Source organism: Clostridium pasteurianum DSM 525 = ATCC 6013 (assembly GCF_000807255.1).
Taxonomy (GTDB): Bacteria; Bacillota; Clostridia; order Clostridiales; family Clostridiaceae; genus Clostridium_I; species Clostridium_I pasteurianum.
Window position 1 is genome coordinate 3,180,503 of sequence record NZ_CP009268.1, and the last position, 16,641, is coordinate 3,197,143.

Below are 16,641 nucleotides of genomic sequence, written 5' to 3' on the forward strand. Positions count from 1 at the left end.
GCTACTTATAGCAGGAGGTAAAAATGGGAAGAAAAAAGATAATTTCAATTATTCTATCAGCTGTAATTATAGTAACCGCTGGTTTTATAGTTTCAAAAAACACTGATATATTAAAATACATAAACTACAGCAAAACTGAAAGCAATATAAAACTCACCAATTATAAACCAGCTAAAAAAGTAAATAATTCAGGTTTTCAGATAGATAAATATGATAGGACAAATATTACAGGATTAATAAACGACAATGAAGTATTAACTTTGACGTATAAAGATATGCCTAGAGAAACTGCTGTTATTTCTGACACAAGTCAATATTGCAGTATTTACAATCTGAATACAAAAGCTAAAAAGGACTTCAAAGATGTAAACATATCACTTTTTTATGGTTTATCGCCTGATAAAAAATATGCTCTCTATATGGAACCAGCTTTTCTTTCAAAGAGCACTCCTGAAGAAACAAAAAAAGCCCAACAAAGAGGTAAATTATATCGCGGACTAAAAATTTTGAATCTATTTACAGGAAAAGTTAATACTTTAATTCCAGATCACTCTAATGGAGAATTTAAGTGGATAAGTAATGATAAAGTTTGGGCAAGCTTTTTTACTGGCTGGCAGATAATTGGAGTAGATGGAAAGATATATGCATCTGGTGATTATGATGTAACTGGAAATATTGGAGCCTGGACAGTTGGTCAGGATATAAAAGATTTAGGTAATACTGTGGAAGGAAAAATATATTACACCAAAGAAGAAAATAAGCCTGTAAATATAAGTTTAAAATCTATGGACATAAAAACTAAAGAAATCAAACCCCTGTTTTATAGCACTAATTCATTACGTGCTTCAAAACAAGGTAATACAATTGCAATGGATCACCACATTGATCATGGTGAAATCTCACCTGGAATATACAATAGAACTTTTGAAACTATTATACTAGATTCAAATGGACAAATGAAAAGAAATATATCTACTAACAACTATGCCTTCTCAGACAATTTTGTACTATCACCAGATGGAACTAAAGCTGCCTATATAGATCAAGATAATTCTAAAAACACTACTCCTAATACTGCATTTGATCTTAATAATATTCAAAGTACTCTTAAAATTATTGATATAAAAACTGGTGACTCGAAAGAAATAATAAAATGTCCATATATAACTAATGTACTATGGAGCAGCTTAGGGGACTCATTATCTTTTAACTCAGAAAGACCCATAACTATAAAACATGATGATAACAAACCCTATAGCATAGACGATTTAAAAAATTTTCAAGACTATAAAAATACTATACTTAATAAAAATAAAAATATAAGTTCCTATGTTGTCACTTTTGATAAATAGTCAAAATATTACATCAACACAGTTACTAGATAGATAATTTAGTCAGGATACAAACCTCAAATAAGTAATATTTATTATATTATATGTATTCATATTATTTCCAATTAATAAATATTATATTATTGTACTCAATAAATTTGGAGGTATTACCATGAGTTATACCGTTCAAAACGGTCAACCACAAGGATACCCTTACTTTTTCACGAATAAAATACGTGAGGCACTGATAGGAGAGATTATTGCCATAAATGGATATGCTGAGCATATTGCCAACTCAAATATGGAAGATATTAATGATGTTTGGAGAAATATAATGCAGGATGAAAAAAATCACTATGGTATGCTGCTCACTTTACTTCGTAAATATGACCCAGTGGAATATGAAAAATATAATCTGCATAAAGGGGAATCTTTAGCTACAAAAACACCTATGCAAACCTATAAACCTGACTATGATACACAGATTATTTTAAATAACATAAGACAAGATATAAAAGGTGAATTGGAAGCTGTAATTTTATATGAACAGCATCTAGTAGAGTTCAATCAACGGGACAGGCAGGTATTCTATACAATAGCTAGTGATGAAAAAGAGCATACAGAACATTTAACTGAAATACTATTGAAATATGATCCTGATAAATATAACTCTCTTACGTAAAATTTTCTCTTCGATAAATTTTTAACAGACAAGTTTTATATGGTTAATTTTGTATTTAAAGGCATGTAAATCTACATGCCTTTAAATAAACATAATGAAAATTTCAATTAGTACTATCTGTTTTTTTCAATAAAAACCTTAAGTTTTAATTATTTCTCTATGAGCATCTTAACATGATCCATATCACACTGTATATGATAAAACATCATCTCAGCGGACCTCTTTGCATCTCTTTTCTTCATAAAATTAAAAATTTCAACATGCTGTTCATAAATCTCTCTGAATCTATCTTTTTCACTTAAAGTTATAATTCTATAGAAATAGACTAAAGATTTTAGATTATCCAGTTGATTTTTGATACGAGTATTTTTACTGTATTTTAGTATTAGATCATGAAACTTTATATTCATTAAAATTACATCATTACTTAATTGATAATCAGTTTCTTTTATTTTATCTTCAACTTCCTTTAGGGCCTGCTGAATTTCATTTAATTCCTTATCAGAAGCTCTTTCTGTAGCAAGTTTCACCGTCATGAACTCCAGTCCCTGTTTGCATTCAAAAATCTGCTGCATGTCTTCTTTTGTTGGCTCATATACTTTAAATTTTCTGCCTTCCTTTATTAATAAACCTTCCATCTCAAGAGTTCTTATGGCCTCTCTTACAGGACTCCTGCTGGTATTAAACTGCTGAGCTATTTTTGTTTCACAAATAAATTCACCATTTTCAAAAATGCCATCAAAAATCATTTTCTTAATACTATGATAGGCTTGTTCATAATAGGATTTATTTTTTTTAATTGTGAATTCATTCATTCTATTACATTGTCTCCTTTTTATTTTCTTCCACTCACTTTATAACTTATAAGTGCTGCTGCTTGAGTAATCAAACCTAATATACAAACTCCAATCCACCCAAAGTGCATATAGCTGTAGGAGCTGAAAAAGGAACCAAAGGCTCCTCCTATAAAATAGGATACCATAAATACCGTATTAATTCTATTACGAGCTCTACCATTTAAGGCCTGTATTCTGGCCTGATTTGATACTTGACAGGATTGTACTCCTAAATCAACTAATATAATTCCAATAATCAATCCCCATATTTTAAAACCAAAGAGTAGAAAAAATATATAGCCTATTATTGTTATTATTATAGCTATCCCAATAGTAAATTTAGGACTTTTTTTATCTGCTATTCTGCCTACCATAGGTGAAGCCAAAGCCCCTGCAATTCCAACTAAGCCAAATAATCCTGCCACTTCTGCTCCCATATTATAATGGTTCTCAAGTAAAAATGTAAGTGATGTCCAAATTATACTGAAGGCAGCAAACATCATGGCTCCATTAAAAGCAGCTTCTCTTAAAACAGGATAAGTCTTTATCAATCCCCCTATGGATTTTATCAATTCACCATATTTTAAATTTGAAGTTGGCCTGCAAACTGGCAGTGCTACTCTCATAACAATTGCCATAATAAGCATTATAGCAGCTGCCATGAAATAAACTATTCTCCATCCAAAATTTCCCCCTATAACTCCACTAAAAGTACGAGATAAAAGTATTCCTATTAATAATCCGCTGAACACTGTACCAATTATCTTTCCTCTTACCTCTGGTTCTGCAAGTTCTGCCGAAAGGGGTACCACCAGTTGAGGAACTACAGAGGTAAATCCCACAGCAAAAGATGCAACAGCAACCAATGTGATATTAAAAGCTGATCCCATAAGTATAAGTGCGCATGAGGCACAAATTAATAATATGACAATCATAAGTCTTTTTTCCCTTATATCCGCTAAAGGCAATAAAAATAACATTCCAACTGCATATCCTATCTGAGTAAGCATAGCAACAGATCCTATACTCACTTCATTAACACTAAAGGCCCTAGCTATTTCCGAAAGCAGCGGCTGTATATAGTATAAATTTGCCACAGTAACTCCACAGGCTATAGCCATAATTAAAACCAAAGTATTACTCAATTTAAAATTTGTTTCAGGAGCAGTTTCACTTTTCATAATCACTACAATCACTTCTTTCAAAAAACTTTCAACTCAGTCGACGTCGACGAAATTTAAGTTTATTATATTAAATAAATTGTTTTTTATCAATATATTTTTACTCGCATTAATGTGCTTTTAAATAATGATCTTTTAAATCCCATAAAAAATAAATAAGTCATCACTGTATTATAATTTTTTCACCAAAAACTATAATACAGTGATGACTAAAAATCTAAGAATAGGATTTTCCTGGATTTAAAATTCCCTTTTCATCAAAGACTCTCTTTATTCTTCTCATATACTCTATATTTATTTTATCTGTAATTTCCATAAAGTATGGTCTTTTATGAAGTCCTATACCATGCTCTCCAGAAGGAAGTCCTTTTAATTGATGGCCTTTTTTATAAAGAGCTTCAAGCAGAAGTTTAGACTTTTCATTCCACAATTTTTCTTCCATACCATTTCTTATGACACATAAGTGTACATTACCGTCACCTGCATGTCCAAAACTACTTATTTTAATACCAAATTCCCTTTCAGCTTCTTTTGTGTAAGCTATAAAATCTGCTGACCTATCTATAGGCACTACGATATCTATAGGCTCTTGTTCAGAAACAGCTTCTACTGCTGTAACAAGGGCTCCTCTTATTCTCCAGGTTCTTTCTATATCTTCTTTTTCTCTCAGTAATATAAATTCAAGAGCATTATTTTTAAGGGCTGCCTCTTCTACTTTTTTACAATTATTTTCTATTTCAAATTCTTCATCTCCATCAAAAGTCAACAATATATATGCATTCCCTGTACTGCATGGAAATTTAAGTTCTAAAAATCTCTCTGCATTTTCAATAACATCCTTTTCCATAAATTCAATAGCTGTAGGATTGGCATTCTTTTTAATTATTTTAATAACAGTATCTATTCCCTCTTTTAAGGAATTAAAGGATATAAGTGCACTTACAGTTCTTTGTGGTTTTGGTATGATTTTTAAAATAGCTTTGGTTATAATTCCAAGGGTACCTTCTGAACCTATAATCAAATCTTTCATATCAAGACCAGAACTATTTTTAATTACTTTTCCACCAAGATTCAGCACACTTCCATCAGCTAGAACTACTTCAAGACCCATAACATAATTTCTTGTAACACCGTATTTCACTGCCCTCATTCCACCAGCATTAGTGCTTATATTTCCACCTATGGATGCATTCTTTTCTCCAGGATCAGGAGGATAAAAAAATCCCCTATCTTCCACAAACTTTTGGAGCTGTACCAAATGTAATCCTGGTTCTACAGTTACAGTAAAAGTATTTTCATCCATTTCTAAAATGTTATTCATTAAAGATAAATCCAGTATTATTCCAGATTTATGGGGCACAGTTGCACCTACCAGTCCAGTACCAGCCCCTCTTGGCGTAACTGGTATATTATTTTCATAAGCCAGTTTCATAACTTTACTTACTTCTTCCGTATTTACAGCAAAAACTAATGCCTCAGCTTTTCCTTTATCTCTATTTAAAGCATCACTCAAGTATTTATCCCCTATTTCACTGCCAAGCTTTACTCTTTCTTTATCTTCTATTATGTTAAATAAATCATTATAGTTCAAAATTATCCCTTCTCTTCACTTTTAAATTTCATTAATCAATGATACTGTCCAGTTATAATTTAACTAAATTTAAATAAGTTAAAATCATCTCTTTGAAGATACGCTGGCGAATATATCTCCTATAAATTGTATAGCCTGAACTATTATTATCAATAACACAACAGTGGCTATCATGACTCCTGTTTCATATCTATAGTATCCATATCGTATAGCCAAATCTCCTATACCGCCGCCGCCTACAATTCCTGCCATAGCAGAAAAACCAATAAGACTTACTAAAGTTACAGTTACAGCCCTTATAAGGCTTGGGAGTGCTTCTACTATAAGTACATCCTTTAGTATTAATCTCAGCTTTGCACCTGATGCAATAGCTGCTTCTAAAACACCTTTGTCCACTTCACTAAAGGCTCCTTCTGCAAGTCTTGCAAAGAAGGCTATTGAAGCAATAGAAAGAGGTACTGCTGCTGCCTTTGGCCCTATACTTGTCCCAACTAAATGCTTAGTTATCGGTATCAAGAGTACCAATAGGATTACAAAAGGCAGTGAACGAATTATATTTACAATTATTCCTGCAATAGAATTAATAATTTTGTTTTTAAAGAATAATGGATTTGAAGTTAAGTACAAAATTAATCCTATTAATCCTCCTACTACAATAGATAATATTATTGCTATACATATCATATTAAGGGATTCTGCTATAGCTTTTCCCAATTCATCTCGTAGTATATCCAAAGTATTATTCAATTGTATTCACCTCACTTTTCAAATGATAGTTTTCTTCAAATTCAGCTACATTTTCTTTTAAATATTTTTTTGCACTGTCTATATCTTCTTTATTACCAGTAATGTTTATAAGAAGTATTCCAAGAGGTTTATTGTCTATATAATCAATTTTTCCATGAATTATGCTTATATAGACTTTAAACTTTTTAGAAACCTCTGATATTAAAGGTTCAACACTTTTCTTCCCTTTAAAGTGAAGTTTTACAAGTTCCCCAATAGAAATCAACTTTTCTATTCCTGTTGGCAGCTCTATATTTAAATTTTTATTTATTAAAGACTTGCTTATCTTGTCCTCTGGATGAGCAAATATGGAGTAAGTATCATTTATTTCTACTACTCTGCCTGCACTCATTACGGCTACCCTATTAAATAGTCTTTTTGCCACTTCCATTTCATGTGTGATAAATACAATAGTTATTCCATATTCTTTATTTATCTTTTTAAGAAGATTTAAAATTTCTTCAGTATTTTCAAGATCTAAAGCTGAAGTGGCTTCATCACACAATAATATTTCTGGGTTATTTGCCAAGGCCCTTGCAATACCAACTCTCTGCTTTTGTCCACCGCTTAGATTGGCAGGATATACATTAGCTTTATCTTCTAAAGATACTAATTTTAATAATTCCTCTACTTTTTCCTTTCTCTTGTCCTTAGGATAATTATTTGCCTTTAAAACAAATTCCACATTTTTGTACACAGTTTTACCACTTATTAAATTAAAGTGCTGAAATATCATTCCAATCTTTAATCTTTGTTTTCTCAAAGCTTCACCACTTAAATCAGTGATATTCATCCCATTAATTATAACTTTTCCTGTTGTAGGTTTTTGCAGTAAATTTATAGTCCTCACCAAAGTACTTTTTCCCGCTCCACTAAGACCTACTATTCCAAAAACTTCTCCTTTGTTTATGCTTAAATTAACATCTTTTACTGCTTCTACCCTATTGCCCTTTATATTGAATATTACACTTATGTCTTTTAACTCTATCAAAAATTGCACCCCCTAAAACTTTATTTGAAAGTAAATTTCTCTAAATTTCTAAAATTAACAAGTTAATGTAAATTATTTTAAATAGACTTAATGGGAGTGCAACACTCCCATTAAATAACAACTACTTATATTTTATTTATTACCATATTTATTTATGTACCATTCCGGTTTATCAAAGGATTTAAATTCTCCATTTGCATCTTCAATAGCATTTTTAAATTCTGCTGATTCTACTGCTTCTTTTAAGTCTTTTCCCAGTTCCTTATTTAAATCCTCTGTTCTAACTGCTACTACATTCTTATAATTTTCTGCTAATTTTTCTACTGCCAAAGCTTTTGAAAAATCCATTCCTGCTGAAATAGCATAGTTTCCTGTAATAAGTGCGATATCTACGCTATCTAAACTTCTTGGCTCCTGAGCAGCTTCAATTGGTGTCAATTTTAAGTTTTTCTTGTTTTCCGTTACATCATTTTGAGTTGCTTTAGTTTCATCTATGTTTGCTTTAATTCCAATAAATCCTTGATTTTTTAGTAATATTAACGCTCTTGCTAAATTTGAAGGATCATTGGGTATTGCAACCTTTGCTCCATCAGGCAATTTATCTAACGATTTTATGGTATTTGAAAATATACCCATACCAGCTGTTGGCACACTTATAACTGCCGATAAATCTAAATTGTTATCCTTAGAAAACTTTTGCAGATACGCAGCATGCTGAAATAAATTAGCATCTATCTCTTTATTGGCTAGTGCTTTATTAGGCTGAACATAATCACTGAACTCTTTAGTACTTACCTTATATCCCTTTTTTTCAAGAGCTGGCGCTATAGCCTTTTTAACCATATCCCCATAAGGTCCCGGACAAACTCCTATAGTAATATTTTTAGTTTCCTTTGAAGAAGAATTTGAGCTGCTATTACTTGTTGAACCACAAGCTGCTGTACCTAATGCTACTACTGCAGTCAATGCAATCAATGCAAATTTTTTTAATTTGTTCATCATTTTTCCTCCTATGTAGAACTTAATACCTAGTATTCTGGTAAATTATATTTAATTCATAAAATTTAACTTAGTATTCCTATATGTTTATTATATATTTATTTTAAACTTTGTCAACATTTTTTTAATAATAAAACATATAATTCGTCAAATATTTAATATTACTTTCGCTAAATTATTATATCACCATTATATAAATTAATACACTGTAAAAAACTTACATAAAATGTCAATACAGTTTATCTAAGTTTATATACTATATCTATTTGTATATATTATTTTAAAGTTATATAATATTTGTAAACGTTTATTTGATTATAAAAAAATAATATGTAATAATTTTTATAAAATTAAAAATAACTGCTGTTATAATAAAATTAAAGATATATTACTCATGAAGGGAAGGAAAAGTATGAAAATAGTAATTGCACCAGACTCCTATAAAGGAAGTTTGAGTGCTCTGGAAGTAGCAAACAACATAGAAAAAGGTATTCGCAGAATATTTAATAATTTAACTATTGAAAAAATACCCATGGCAGATGGCGGCGAGGGTACAGTGCAGTCTTTAGTTGATAGCACCAATGGAAAAATAGTTAATGTAATTGTTAAAGGTCCCCTTGGGAAAGATGTTACAGCTTTCTATGGTATTCTTGGAGATGCCAAAACTGCCATAATTGAGATGGCAGCTGCCTCTGGTCTTCCTCTCATTCCTAAAGAAGAAAAAAATCCTTTGATAACTACAAGCTACGGTACAGGACAGCTAATAAAAGATGCCCTTGATAAAGACTGCAAAAATATAATAATTGGTCTGGGAGGCAGTGCTACTAATGATGGCGGTGTTGGAGCAGCTAAAGCCTTAGGTGTAAAATTTCTAGATAAAGAAGGTAATAATATTGGAGAAGGCGGAGGTGCTGTAGGCAAGTTAAATTCCATTGACATATCTAATATAGATCCAAGAATAAAAGATTGTAATATCACCGCAGCCTGCGATGTAGACAATCCTCTCTGTGGTCCCAAGGGTGCCTCCCATGTATTTGGTCCACAAAAGGGTGCGGATTCATCTATGATTGAATTTTTAGATAAAAATTTATCTCACTATGCTGAAATTATAAAAAGGGACTTGTCTATTGATATAATAAATACTCCCGGTGCAGGGGCTGCTGGAGGCCTTGGAGCTGGAATAATGGCCTTTTTAAATGCATCTATGAAAAGAGGTATAGATATAGTAATAGAATTAACAGACCTTGAACAAAAAATTAAAGACGCAGATTTAGTATTTACCGGTGAAGGAATGATAGATTTCCAAACTGCTTTTGGAAAGGCCCCTTTTGGTGTAGCAAAAATAGCTAAAAAATATGACATTCCCGTTATAGCAATTGCAGGAGGAATAGGGAAGGATGCCGAAACCCTGTACCTAAAAGGCTTTGACAGCATTTTCTCCATAGTTGACGGACCTATGACCCTTGACAATGCCATTGAAAACAGCAGTATATTAATTGAAAGAACTGCTGAAAGAATTGCTAGAGTTTTTAAAGCTTGTAGCTATAAAAACATATAACTAAAAAGCTATCCTATAATGCATACATTATAGGATAGCCACTATATAATTAATTTGTATTACTTAACTAAAATCTTTTCACTTAACTTATCTGCAAAAGCCTGTGCAATTTCAACCTTAGCTTTATCATGACTTTCTACTACCTGAAGGATTTTAGCTGCTTTTAAATCTTCATTAGATAACTTGCTGATTTCATCTATAGCCTTTTCTGCTACAGAATTTTCCTCAATTATTTTTCCAATAAAATCCTTTAATAAATCTATATTTAAAATTTTATTATTTTCAGTAGACATAGATTTTACCTCCTCATAATAGGTATTACTAACAATTAACTTTATAGTATTTTTTCCTATCCAATTAGCTCGTCCTTTTTTAACCAACTGTCTAGCTCTTTTAAAAAAAGTCTCCCCTATAGAGTAGCCTTTACTATCTATAACACTAATGTTTTTTATCATGGGTATCATCCCCTTGTTATAATAGTTTATAATCCTTTGTTTTTTATTATGGGTGCCATCCCCTGAATTATTAAATTAATTATATCATGTAAAGGTATTCTTGAATAGATATTTGTTAAATTTTATAATTACCTATATAAGATGAGTATCTAAAGAAAAAAATGTTATCTAATTTTTATAATACTAAACAATAAATTTTAATATAAAATATATCTGTAATAATTCATCACAAACATATATAATGATAAAGTACTAATATTTAATAAGATCAGGAGGCAGACAATGGAGAACTTTGAAAACATAACAATCATAAAAAAAGCTAATATATATTTTAATGGTAATGTAACAAGCAGGACTATATTATTTGCTAATGGAGAAAAAAAGACTTTAGGAATTATGATGTCTGGAGAATATGAATTTGGAACTGGAGATAAAGAATTAATGGAAATTATGGCAGGAAATCTTGATGTACTTCTTCCGGGAAATAATGAATGGATAAATTTTACTGCTGGACAATCTTTTGAAGTACCTGCTAATTCAAGCTTTAAGTTAGTAGTAAAAGAAGTTACCGATTACTGCTGTTCTTATGGAGAATAATATAATAAATACACAGTAAACCTAATTTTAATGTAAAAAGCAAACTGATAAATATCAGTAAACTTATCTTAAGTTTACTAAATTTATCAGTTTTAATCTTCTCTTCAAATTACCTCTAAATCAGTATTTTAAATAATATTATATAATTTAAAATAACAAAAGCTAATTACTACATAAAAAACTGACTTTTATAAAAATTTTTCACCATAATATATCAATATTTTTAAATTTCAATAATATAAATAATTATGAATAAATATTTCAAACTTAATGATAATATTTTACTTATCAGAATGAATTTTCTACTTATCAAAAAGTTTTACCACTTAATAATCCCTTAATTTGTATGTAGTATTATATATCTATATGAGTTTTTATCTTCAAATTTATATAGTCAATACATCCAATTTATAGTATATAAAATAAATTTTTCACTTGAAAAGTTTCAATAAAAAATGCTATAAATTAAATAAAAGCATAATTAATATATTTATTAAAATATTTCATGTTAAATAAATAAAATATAAGTTCTTAAATAAAAACTTTTGCAGGTAATATGTTAAAAATATGACTAAAACTTAATTTCAGGAGGTAGTTCTATGAAAAGAATATGTGTTTATTGCGGGTCCAGTCTTGGTGCTCGTCCAGAATACAGTAAAATTTCTAGATTATTAGGTAAAACACTAGCTAGTAACAAAATCGAATTAGTCTATGGCGGCTCAAAAATAGGTCTCATGGGAGAGGTATCCAATGAAGTTTTAAAAAATCAAGGAAAAGTTATAGGCGTTATGCCAAGGGGACTTTTTACAGTAGAAACAGCCAGTGAAAATTTAACTAAACTTATTGAAGTTGACACAATGCACGAGAGAAAACAGACTATGTCTGATCTTTCTGATGGTTTTATTGCCCTTCCAGGGGGACTTGGCACTTTTGAAGAATTATTTGAAATGCTTAGCTGGGCTAGAATTGGAATTCATAAAAAACCTATTGGCCTATTGAATATATCCCATTTCTTTGATCCTCTAGTTAATATGCTAAAAAACACCTGTACTGAGGGATTCATGAAAGAGTCAAATATGAACCTATTTTGTATTTCAGATAATCCATTAGAGTTAATCCAGAAGATGAAAGTATATTCACCCCCTGTAATGGAAACAAGATGGCATAAATTAGGATAATATAATGCTATAATTATTTAACATATATATCCAAATCTTAACTTATAAAAATGGTTACTTTAAACCTGAAAGTGTTATAATATATACTATGATAAACATATATGGAGGTATTTTAGTGCAAAAATCAATAGAAATTAAAAATGAAGATTTAACCTTAAGAGGAATGCTTCATAAACCAGAAAATTTTAATGGAAAACTCCCAATAGTATGTATGTTTCATGGTTTTACCGGTGATAAGCTAGGTTCACATTTTATGTTTGTAAGACTCTCTAGAATATTAGCAGATAAAGGAATCGCTTCTATTAGATTTGATTTTATAGGAAGTGGTGAAAGTGATGGAGATTTTGTCAATATGACCCTTTCAAAAGAACTTGAAGATTCCAGATTGATTCTTCAATATGCTAAATCTCTTGATTTTGTTGATGAAGATAAAATAGGAATCTTAGGTTTCAGCATGGGTGGTGCTGTAGCCAGTATGCTTGCCTCAGAATATAAAGAAACGGTTAAAACTCTTTGCCTATGGGCTCCTGCCGGAAACATGGCTGAAATAGCTGTTCAGGGAAAAAGTGAAAAAGATATTGAAAAAGTACGAAAAATTGGATGTTATGATCTAGATGGATATCTTATAGGTATCGATTTTATAGACGATTTATTGAATACTGATATATTTAAAAAATCCAGCTCTTATGATAAAAATGTATTGCTGATACACGGAACTAATGATACATCTGTTCCCATTAGTACCTCTGAAAAATATCTAGAACTTTATGGTACTAAAGGAGTACTTCACAGTATTTCTGGATCAAATCATACTTTTACCAGTAAAGCCTTTGAAAATGAAGTGTTAGACTATACAGTTGGATTTTTTGAAGGTGAATTAAATACTACAATTTCCAAATTTAATAGCTTAACTCTATAATTTAACTTATTATATATAACTTGAAAACAAAAAAGAAACTATGCATTGTTGAAGTTAATACAGTCTTTCATAGTTTCTTTATTTTATTATAAATTATAATTATTTTAAACTATCATATACTTTTTTAGACAGTTCAGCTATGAATTCATCACTACCGCTTATCATTGCTTCTAGTTATATTACTTATGACACATATCCATAAGAAGAATCAAAGAGATGCTATTATATCTATAAGAAACACCTCTTTGAAATATTTTAATTATTCTTCAGTATTTGCTTCTGCATTTTCCTCAGTTTCTTCACTTTCCTCTTCAACTACTAAATTACTTATAGAAGCATATACTTCATCTATATTATCATGAGTTTTTATACTTTCATCTAAGTTGAAATCCTTAAAAGTAATGTTATCTCCTGCAGCTTTTTCAGATACATCTACATGTATTACCTCTGGAACCAAATCCAGCTTTCCTATAACTTCTGCTTCTAATTTATTAACAACAAGTTGAAGCTGCTTTCCTCTTAATGCCTCTTCACCTTTAAATACAACAGGAATTTTAAGCTTAACATCCTGATTCTTTGATACGAACTGTACATCTACATGTACAATTTTATTAGTAACAGGTGTTCTTTGAATTTCTTTTATAAATCCAAATTTCTTTTCATCTCCATTTTTAATCCACAGCTTGGCACTCATTCCATGGCTGGAAAGAATTTTCTTCAAAGGTGCCTCCTGAATTTTTATAGATTCTGATTTTCCAGACTTTCCTCCATAGATTACACCAGGCACAAATCCTTCTTCTCTAAATTTCTTTGTCTTATTTGTTCTGTGCTCTACATTTAAAACTATTTGTTCCATAATAAATCACTCCTCATAGCTTTTATAAGCCAATTTTAATGTTTGAATCGCTAGCATCCGTAAGAGTTTTATAATTTTCTACTTCTTTAATTAAAGCAGATTGTATGTAGTAATTTTAAGTTCTCTACTCGTGCGGTAACGTTAGTGATTTAAATATCTAGTTTTATTATAACACTTTACTTTAAAATTTTCTTATGATTTTATCAATGAAAACTAAATTGTAAACGCATAATTCTAGTTAAACTGATAATAGCACGCAATATAAAATCCTTATGCTGCTTGATTCTCCTTTACACAGAAACATGATTCATTTTATATACAAAAAACAGGGGCTATCGAACTTTTTAGTAAGAAAGCCCCTGTTTAATTATTCTGCTAGGGATAATAAATATTTCCCTATTTTAAAAGTATATTCAAGTGATGCTTCTCTTAGTGCATCTGGAAGTTTCATAGTTTCATTATGAATTTCATAGGTAAAATCTCCTGCATAATCTATTTCCTTCAATGTTTTCATTATAGGTTTCCATTCAATATTACCATGAAATGGAGCTATATGGTTATCATACATTCCCCTGTTATCTGCCACGTGAGTAGCTTTAAGACGATTGCCAACAAATTTAAGAGATTGTATCTGATCACATCCTGTAAGATTTGCATGTCCAAAGTCCCAACATACTCCAACATTATCGGAATTTAGCGAATCAACTAAATCACATAACTCCTCAACCTCTGCTGTATAGCGTCGGCGTGGACGGCCATCTATTAAAAAGTCTGCCATATTCTCTATAGCTATACCCAAGTTATGTTTTGAAGCTATTTCAAGTTTAGGTTTAAAATACTCAATATTTTTTTCTTTTGCAACCTTTATAGATCTGTTATCCCATATAGCTGTGCCTGCATGAAGAATTCCCCATTTTACTCCAAGTAATCCTGAAGCCTCAATACATCTAGAAATCATTTTTTCATAAAGCTCCCTATCTTCAAACTTACTATCAATAACATTATAAAAGGGAAGATGACATTGTGAAAATTCTATTCCAAGTTTTTCTGCTTGTTCTGCTATTTTTTCAACTTCATCTTTCCAGTTGTCACCAAAAACTTCACAATGCTCCCTCACTGCGTCACAGAAATTTATATCCATAACTTTATATCCTACTTCACTACAAATACGCATACTGTCTATGAATAAAATATATTCCTTATTTTCTCTCATATAGTGAATATTAGTTGATGTTGAAAGTCTCATTTTTATTCCCCCAATTTAAATTACTATTTCTTTCAGGTTACGTTGGCAATAATACTTGAAAATTTCACTATTTGCTATTCGCCCTTCTGTAATTATTAATAAGTTCATCGCCTTTTTCTACCACATTCTTAATTGCAGTATCTACATCTATCTCACCATCCAGCATGGAAGTAACAGTATCTGTCTGGAATGTTTCGAATTCTTGGAAAGAAGGCATCCACATTTCCTGTACTTTAGGACTTGACTGATGAAGTTGATCAATAGCAGTTTTAAATAATGGATTCTTCTTAAGATGTTCCTGCATCTCAGGAAGGTCATAAGTTTTTTTGTTAACTGGGAAATAGCCTGTGCCTGTATGCCATTTAAACTGTGTCTCAGGAGAACTCATATATTTTAAAAATTCTACTATTGCTTTTTCTTTATTTTCATCATGTTTGTTCAATGCATAAAGTGATGAACCACCAGTAGCAACTCCTGCATTATCTTCTGGATGTACCTTTGGCAAAAATGCTGTGCCTAATTGAAACTTTCCACCTATACCTTCTACTATAGAAGGCAGACTTGCGGTAGAACCCAAGAAAATACTAGTTTCTCCTGCTGCAAATCTTTTGCTGGCATCTGTTCCTGTATAATCTAATCCACCTGTTTTATAAATTTTCTGCCATTTTGTAAGTACCTCTTTCATTGTTCCATTTTCTCCAAATACAACCTTTGTAGGAGTAGCACTACGTCCATTTTCATTATCTACTAAATAAGAACCACCCTTTTGCATACCTATCCAGCTCATAGGCGCATAAAAATTCAACTGATGTACCATACCATATCTTACTACTTCTTTACCCTGTTTTTTAGTTAATTTAGCAACATGATCAGCTAATTCATCTAAAGTAGCCGCTGGTTTTTCAGGATCAAGACCGGCTTCTTTATACTGATCTTTGTTATAGTACATAAGCATTGTAGAATTTGAAAAAGGCATACCTAAATGTCTACCTTTATAGGAAGCCGCAGCCAATGCATTGGGCTCAATATTTGATAAATCAAAATCCGGATATTTTTTTTCTAAATCATCTATCCATAATGTATCCTTATATTCTTTTAATGTAAAAACACCTAAAGCAGCTGACTGCACAAGATCTGGCATATTTTTTACATTATTAGCTTGCAATACAGCTTTTAACTTAGTATCTGTATCCTGATAGGTTCCTTGGTGAACCGCCTTAACGAAGATATTTTTTTCTTTACCAGTTGTATTGTTAAAGTTATCAACAACTTCTTTAAGAACACTACCACCTTTTCCTCCCATAGCATGCCATAATACTATCTCAGTTTTACCATTATTACTTCCTGATGAGGCATTTGCCTGAGGGGTAGTACATCCTGCCAATGTCATTCCCAATAATGCACTAGCAATTATTACTTTTAATTTCTTTTTCAT

General features: G+C 30.8%; 16 protein-coding genes. 6 read left to right on the plus strand and 10 right to left on the minus strand.

All coding sequences use genetic code 11. The features are described 5' to 3' along the window. Positions 1-23: 23 nt before the first annotated feature. Complete coding sequence (locus tag CLPA_RS14370; RefSeq protein WP_003443323.1) at positions 24-1,352, plus strand: hypothetical protein; 1,329 nt, start codon at positions 24-26, stop codon at positions 1,350-1,352. 151 nt (positions 1,353-1,503) lie between these two features. Continuing rightward, complete coding sequence (locus CLPA_RS14375; protein ID WP_003443328.1) at positions 1,504-2,013, plus strand: ferritin family protein; 510 nt, start codon at positions 1,504-1,506, stop codon at positions 2,011-2,013. A gap of 149 nt (positions 2,014-2,162) precedes the next feature. Here CLPA_RS14375 and CLPA_RS14380 read toward each other — a convergent pair whose 3' ends face one another. The 6 genes from CLPA_RS14380 to CLPA_RS14405 all read right to left on the minus strand — a co-directional run bounded on the left by CLPA_RS14380 (position 2,163) and on the right by CLPA_RS14405 (position 8,397). After that, positions 2,163-2,828 carry a GntR family transcriptional regulator gene (locus CLPA_RS14380; protein WP_003443332.1) on the minus strand — a complete coding sequence of 222 codons (666 nt, stop codon included), beginning with the start codon at positions 2,826-2,828 and terminating at the stop codon, positions 2,163-2,165. 20 nt (positions 2,829-2,848) lie between these two features. Then, complete coding sequence (locus CLPA_RS14385; RefSeq protein ID WP_003443345.1) at positions 2,849-4,030, minus strand: MFS transporter; 1,182 nt, start codon at positions 4,028-4,030, stop codon at positions 2,849-2,851. A gap of 217 nt (positions 4,031-4,247) precedes the next feature. Beyond that, positions 4,248-5,621: an FAD-binding oxidoreductase gene (locus tag CLPA_RS14390; RefSeq protein WP_003443348.1), complete on the minus strand. Its 1,374-nt coding sequence runs from the start codon at positions 5,619-5,621 to the stop codon at positions 4,248-4,250. Positions 5,622-5,705: 84 nt separating this feature from the next. Then, the gene (locus CLPA_RS14395; RefSeq protein ID WP_034829916.1) at positions 5,706-6,368 is read right to left on the minus strand and encodes a methionine ABC transporter permease; all 663 of its coding nucleotides are present in this window, start codon (positions 6,366-6,368) and stop codon (positions 5,706-5,708) included. Next, a complete protein-coding gene (locus CLPA_RS14400) occupies positions 6,361-7,398 on the minus strand; it encodes a methionine ABC transporter ATP-binding protein (protein WP_003443355.1) in 1,038 nt (345 codons plus the stop codon). Before CLPA_RS14400 ends, CLPA_RS14395 begins: the two co-directional genes overlap by 8 nt. A 132-nt stretch (positions 7,399-7,530) precedes the next feature. Then, positions 7,531-8,397, minus strand: coding sequence for a MetQ/NlpA family ABC transporter substrate-binding protein (locus CLPA_RS14405; RefSeq protein WP_003443358.1), 867 nt, complete (start codon positions 8,395-8,397; stop codon positions 7,531-7,533). 412 nt (positions 8,398-8,809) lie between these two features. Here CLPA_RS14405 and CLPA_RS14410 point away from each other — a divergent pair, with 412 nt between their 5' ends. Then, complete coding sequence (locus CLPA_RS14410; protein WP_003443360.1) at positions 8,810-9,955, plus strand: glycerate kinase; 1,146 nt, start codon at positions 8,810-8,812, stop codon at positions 9,953-9,955. A gap of 59 nt (positions 9,956-10,014) precedes the next feature. Here the strand turns inward: CLPA_RS14410 and CLPA_RS14415 are convergent, their stop codons facing one another. Continuing rightward, complete coding sequence (locus tag CLPA_RS14415; RefSeq protein WP_003443362.1) at positions 10,015-10,410, minus strand: hypothetical protein; 396 nt, start codon at positions 10,408-10,410, stop codon at positions 10,015-10,017. A gap of 282 nt (positions 10,411-10,692) precedes the next feature. Between CLPA_RS14415 and ppnP the strand changes: the two genes are divergently transcribed. The 3 genes from ppnP to CLPA_RS14430 all read left to right on the plus strand — a co-directional run bounded on the left by ppnP (position 10,693) and on the right by CLPA_RS14430 (position 13,104). Further along, positions 10,693-11,007, plus strand: coding sequence for a pyrimidine/purine nucleoside phosphorylase (gene ppnP, locus CLPA_RS14420; RefSeq protein ID WP_003443364.1), 315 nt, complete (start codon positions 10,693-10,695; stop codon positions 11,005-11,007). Between the two features lie 599 nt (positions 11,008-11,606). After that, the gene (locus CLPA_RS14425) at positions 11,607-12,185 is read left to right on the plus strand and encodes an LOG family protein (protein ID WP_003443366.1); all 579 of its coding nucleotides are present in this window, start codon (positions 11,607-11,609) and stop codon (positions 12,183-12,185) included. Between the two features lie 115 nt (positions 12,186-12,300). Next, positions 12,301-13,104, plus strand: coding sequence for an alpha/beta hydrolase (locus CLPA_RS14430; protein ID WP_003443368.1), 804 nt, complete (start codon positions 12,301-12,303; stop codon positions 13,102-13,104). 259 nt (positions 13,105-13,363) lie between these two features. Here CLPA_RS14430 and CLPA_RS14435 read toward each other — a convergent pair whose 3' ends face one another. From CLPA_RS14435 to CLPA_RS14445, 3 genes are all read right to left on the minus strand, one after another. Continuing rightward, positions 13,364-13,960, minus strand: a complete 597-nt coding sequence (locus CLPA_RS14435; protein WP_003443370.1) for a 50S ribosomal protein L25 — start codon at positions 13,958-13,960, stop codon at positions 13,364-13,366. A 367-nt stretch (positions 13,961-14,327) separates the two neighbouring features. Further along, positions 14,328-15,206: a sugar phosphate isomerase/epimerase family protein gene (locus CLPA_RS14440; RefSeq protein ID WP_003443372.1), complete on the minus strand. Its 879-nt coding sequence runs from the start codon at positions 15,204-15,206 to the stop codon at positions 14,328-14,330. A 67-nt stretch (positions 15,207-15,273) separates the two neighbouring features. After that, positions 15,274-16,641, minus strand: coding sequence for an ABC transporter substrate-binding protein (locus CLPA_RS14445; RefSeq protein WP_003443373.1), 1,368 nt, complete (start codon positions 16,639-16,641; stop codon positions 15,274-15,276).

Bases quoted from the DNA above. Each gene is read 5' to 3' on its own strand.
- CLPA_RS14370 (WP_003443323.1), top strand. From the start codon at position 24: ATGGGAAGAAAAAAGATAATTTCAATTATTCTATCAGCTGTAATTATA.
- CLPA_RS14375 (WP_003443328.1), top strand. From the start codon at position 1,504: ATGAGTTATACCGTTCAAAACGGTCAACCACAAGGATACCCTTACTTT.
- CLPA_RS14380 (WP_003443332.1), bottom strand. From the start codon at position 2,828: ATGAATGAATTCACAATTAAAAAAAATAAATCCTATTATGAACAAGCC.
- CLPA_RS14385 (WP_003443345.1), bottom strand. From the start codon at position 4,030: ATGAAAAGTGAAACTGCTCCTGAAACAAATTTTAAATTGAGTAATACT.
- CLPA_RS14405 (WP_003443358.1), bottom strand. From the start codon at position 8,397: ATGAACAAATTAAAAAAATTTGCATTGATTGCATTGACTGCAGTAGTA.
- CLPA_RS14410 (WP_003443360.1), top strand. From the start codon at position 8,810: ATGAAAATAGTAATTGCACCAGACTCCTATAAAGGAAGTTTGAGTGCT.
- CLPA_RS14415 (WP_003443362.1), bottom strand. From the start codon at position 10,410: ATGATAAAAAACATTAGTGTTATAGATAGTAAAGGCTACTCTATAGGG.
- ppnP (WP_003443364.1), top strand. From the start codon at position 10,693: ATGGAGAACTTTGAAAACATAACAATCATAAAAAAAGCTAATATATAT.
- CLPA_RS14425 (WP_003443366.1), top strand. From the start codon at position 11,607: ATGAAAAGAATATGTGTTTATTGCGGGTCCAGTCTTGGTGCTCGTCCA.
- CLPA_RS14435 (WP_003443370.1), bottom strand. From the start codon at position 13,960: ATGGAACAAATAGTTTTAAATGTAGAGCACAGAACAAATAAGACAAAG.
- CLPA_RS14440 (WP_003443372.1), bottom strand. From the start codon at position 15,206: ATGAGACTTTCAACATCAACTAATATTCACTATATGAGAGAAAATAAG.
- CLPA_RS14445 (WP_003443373.1), bottom strand. From the start codon at position 16,641: ATGAAAAAGAAATTAAAAGTAATAATTGCTAGTGCATTATTGGGAATG.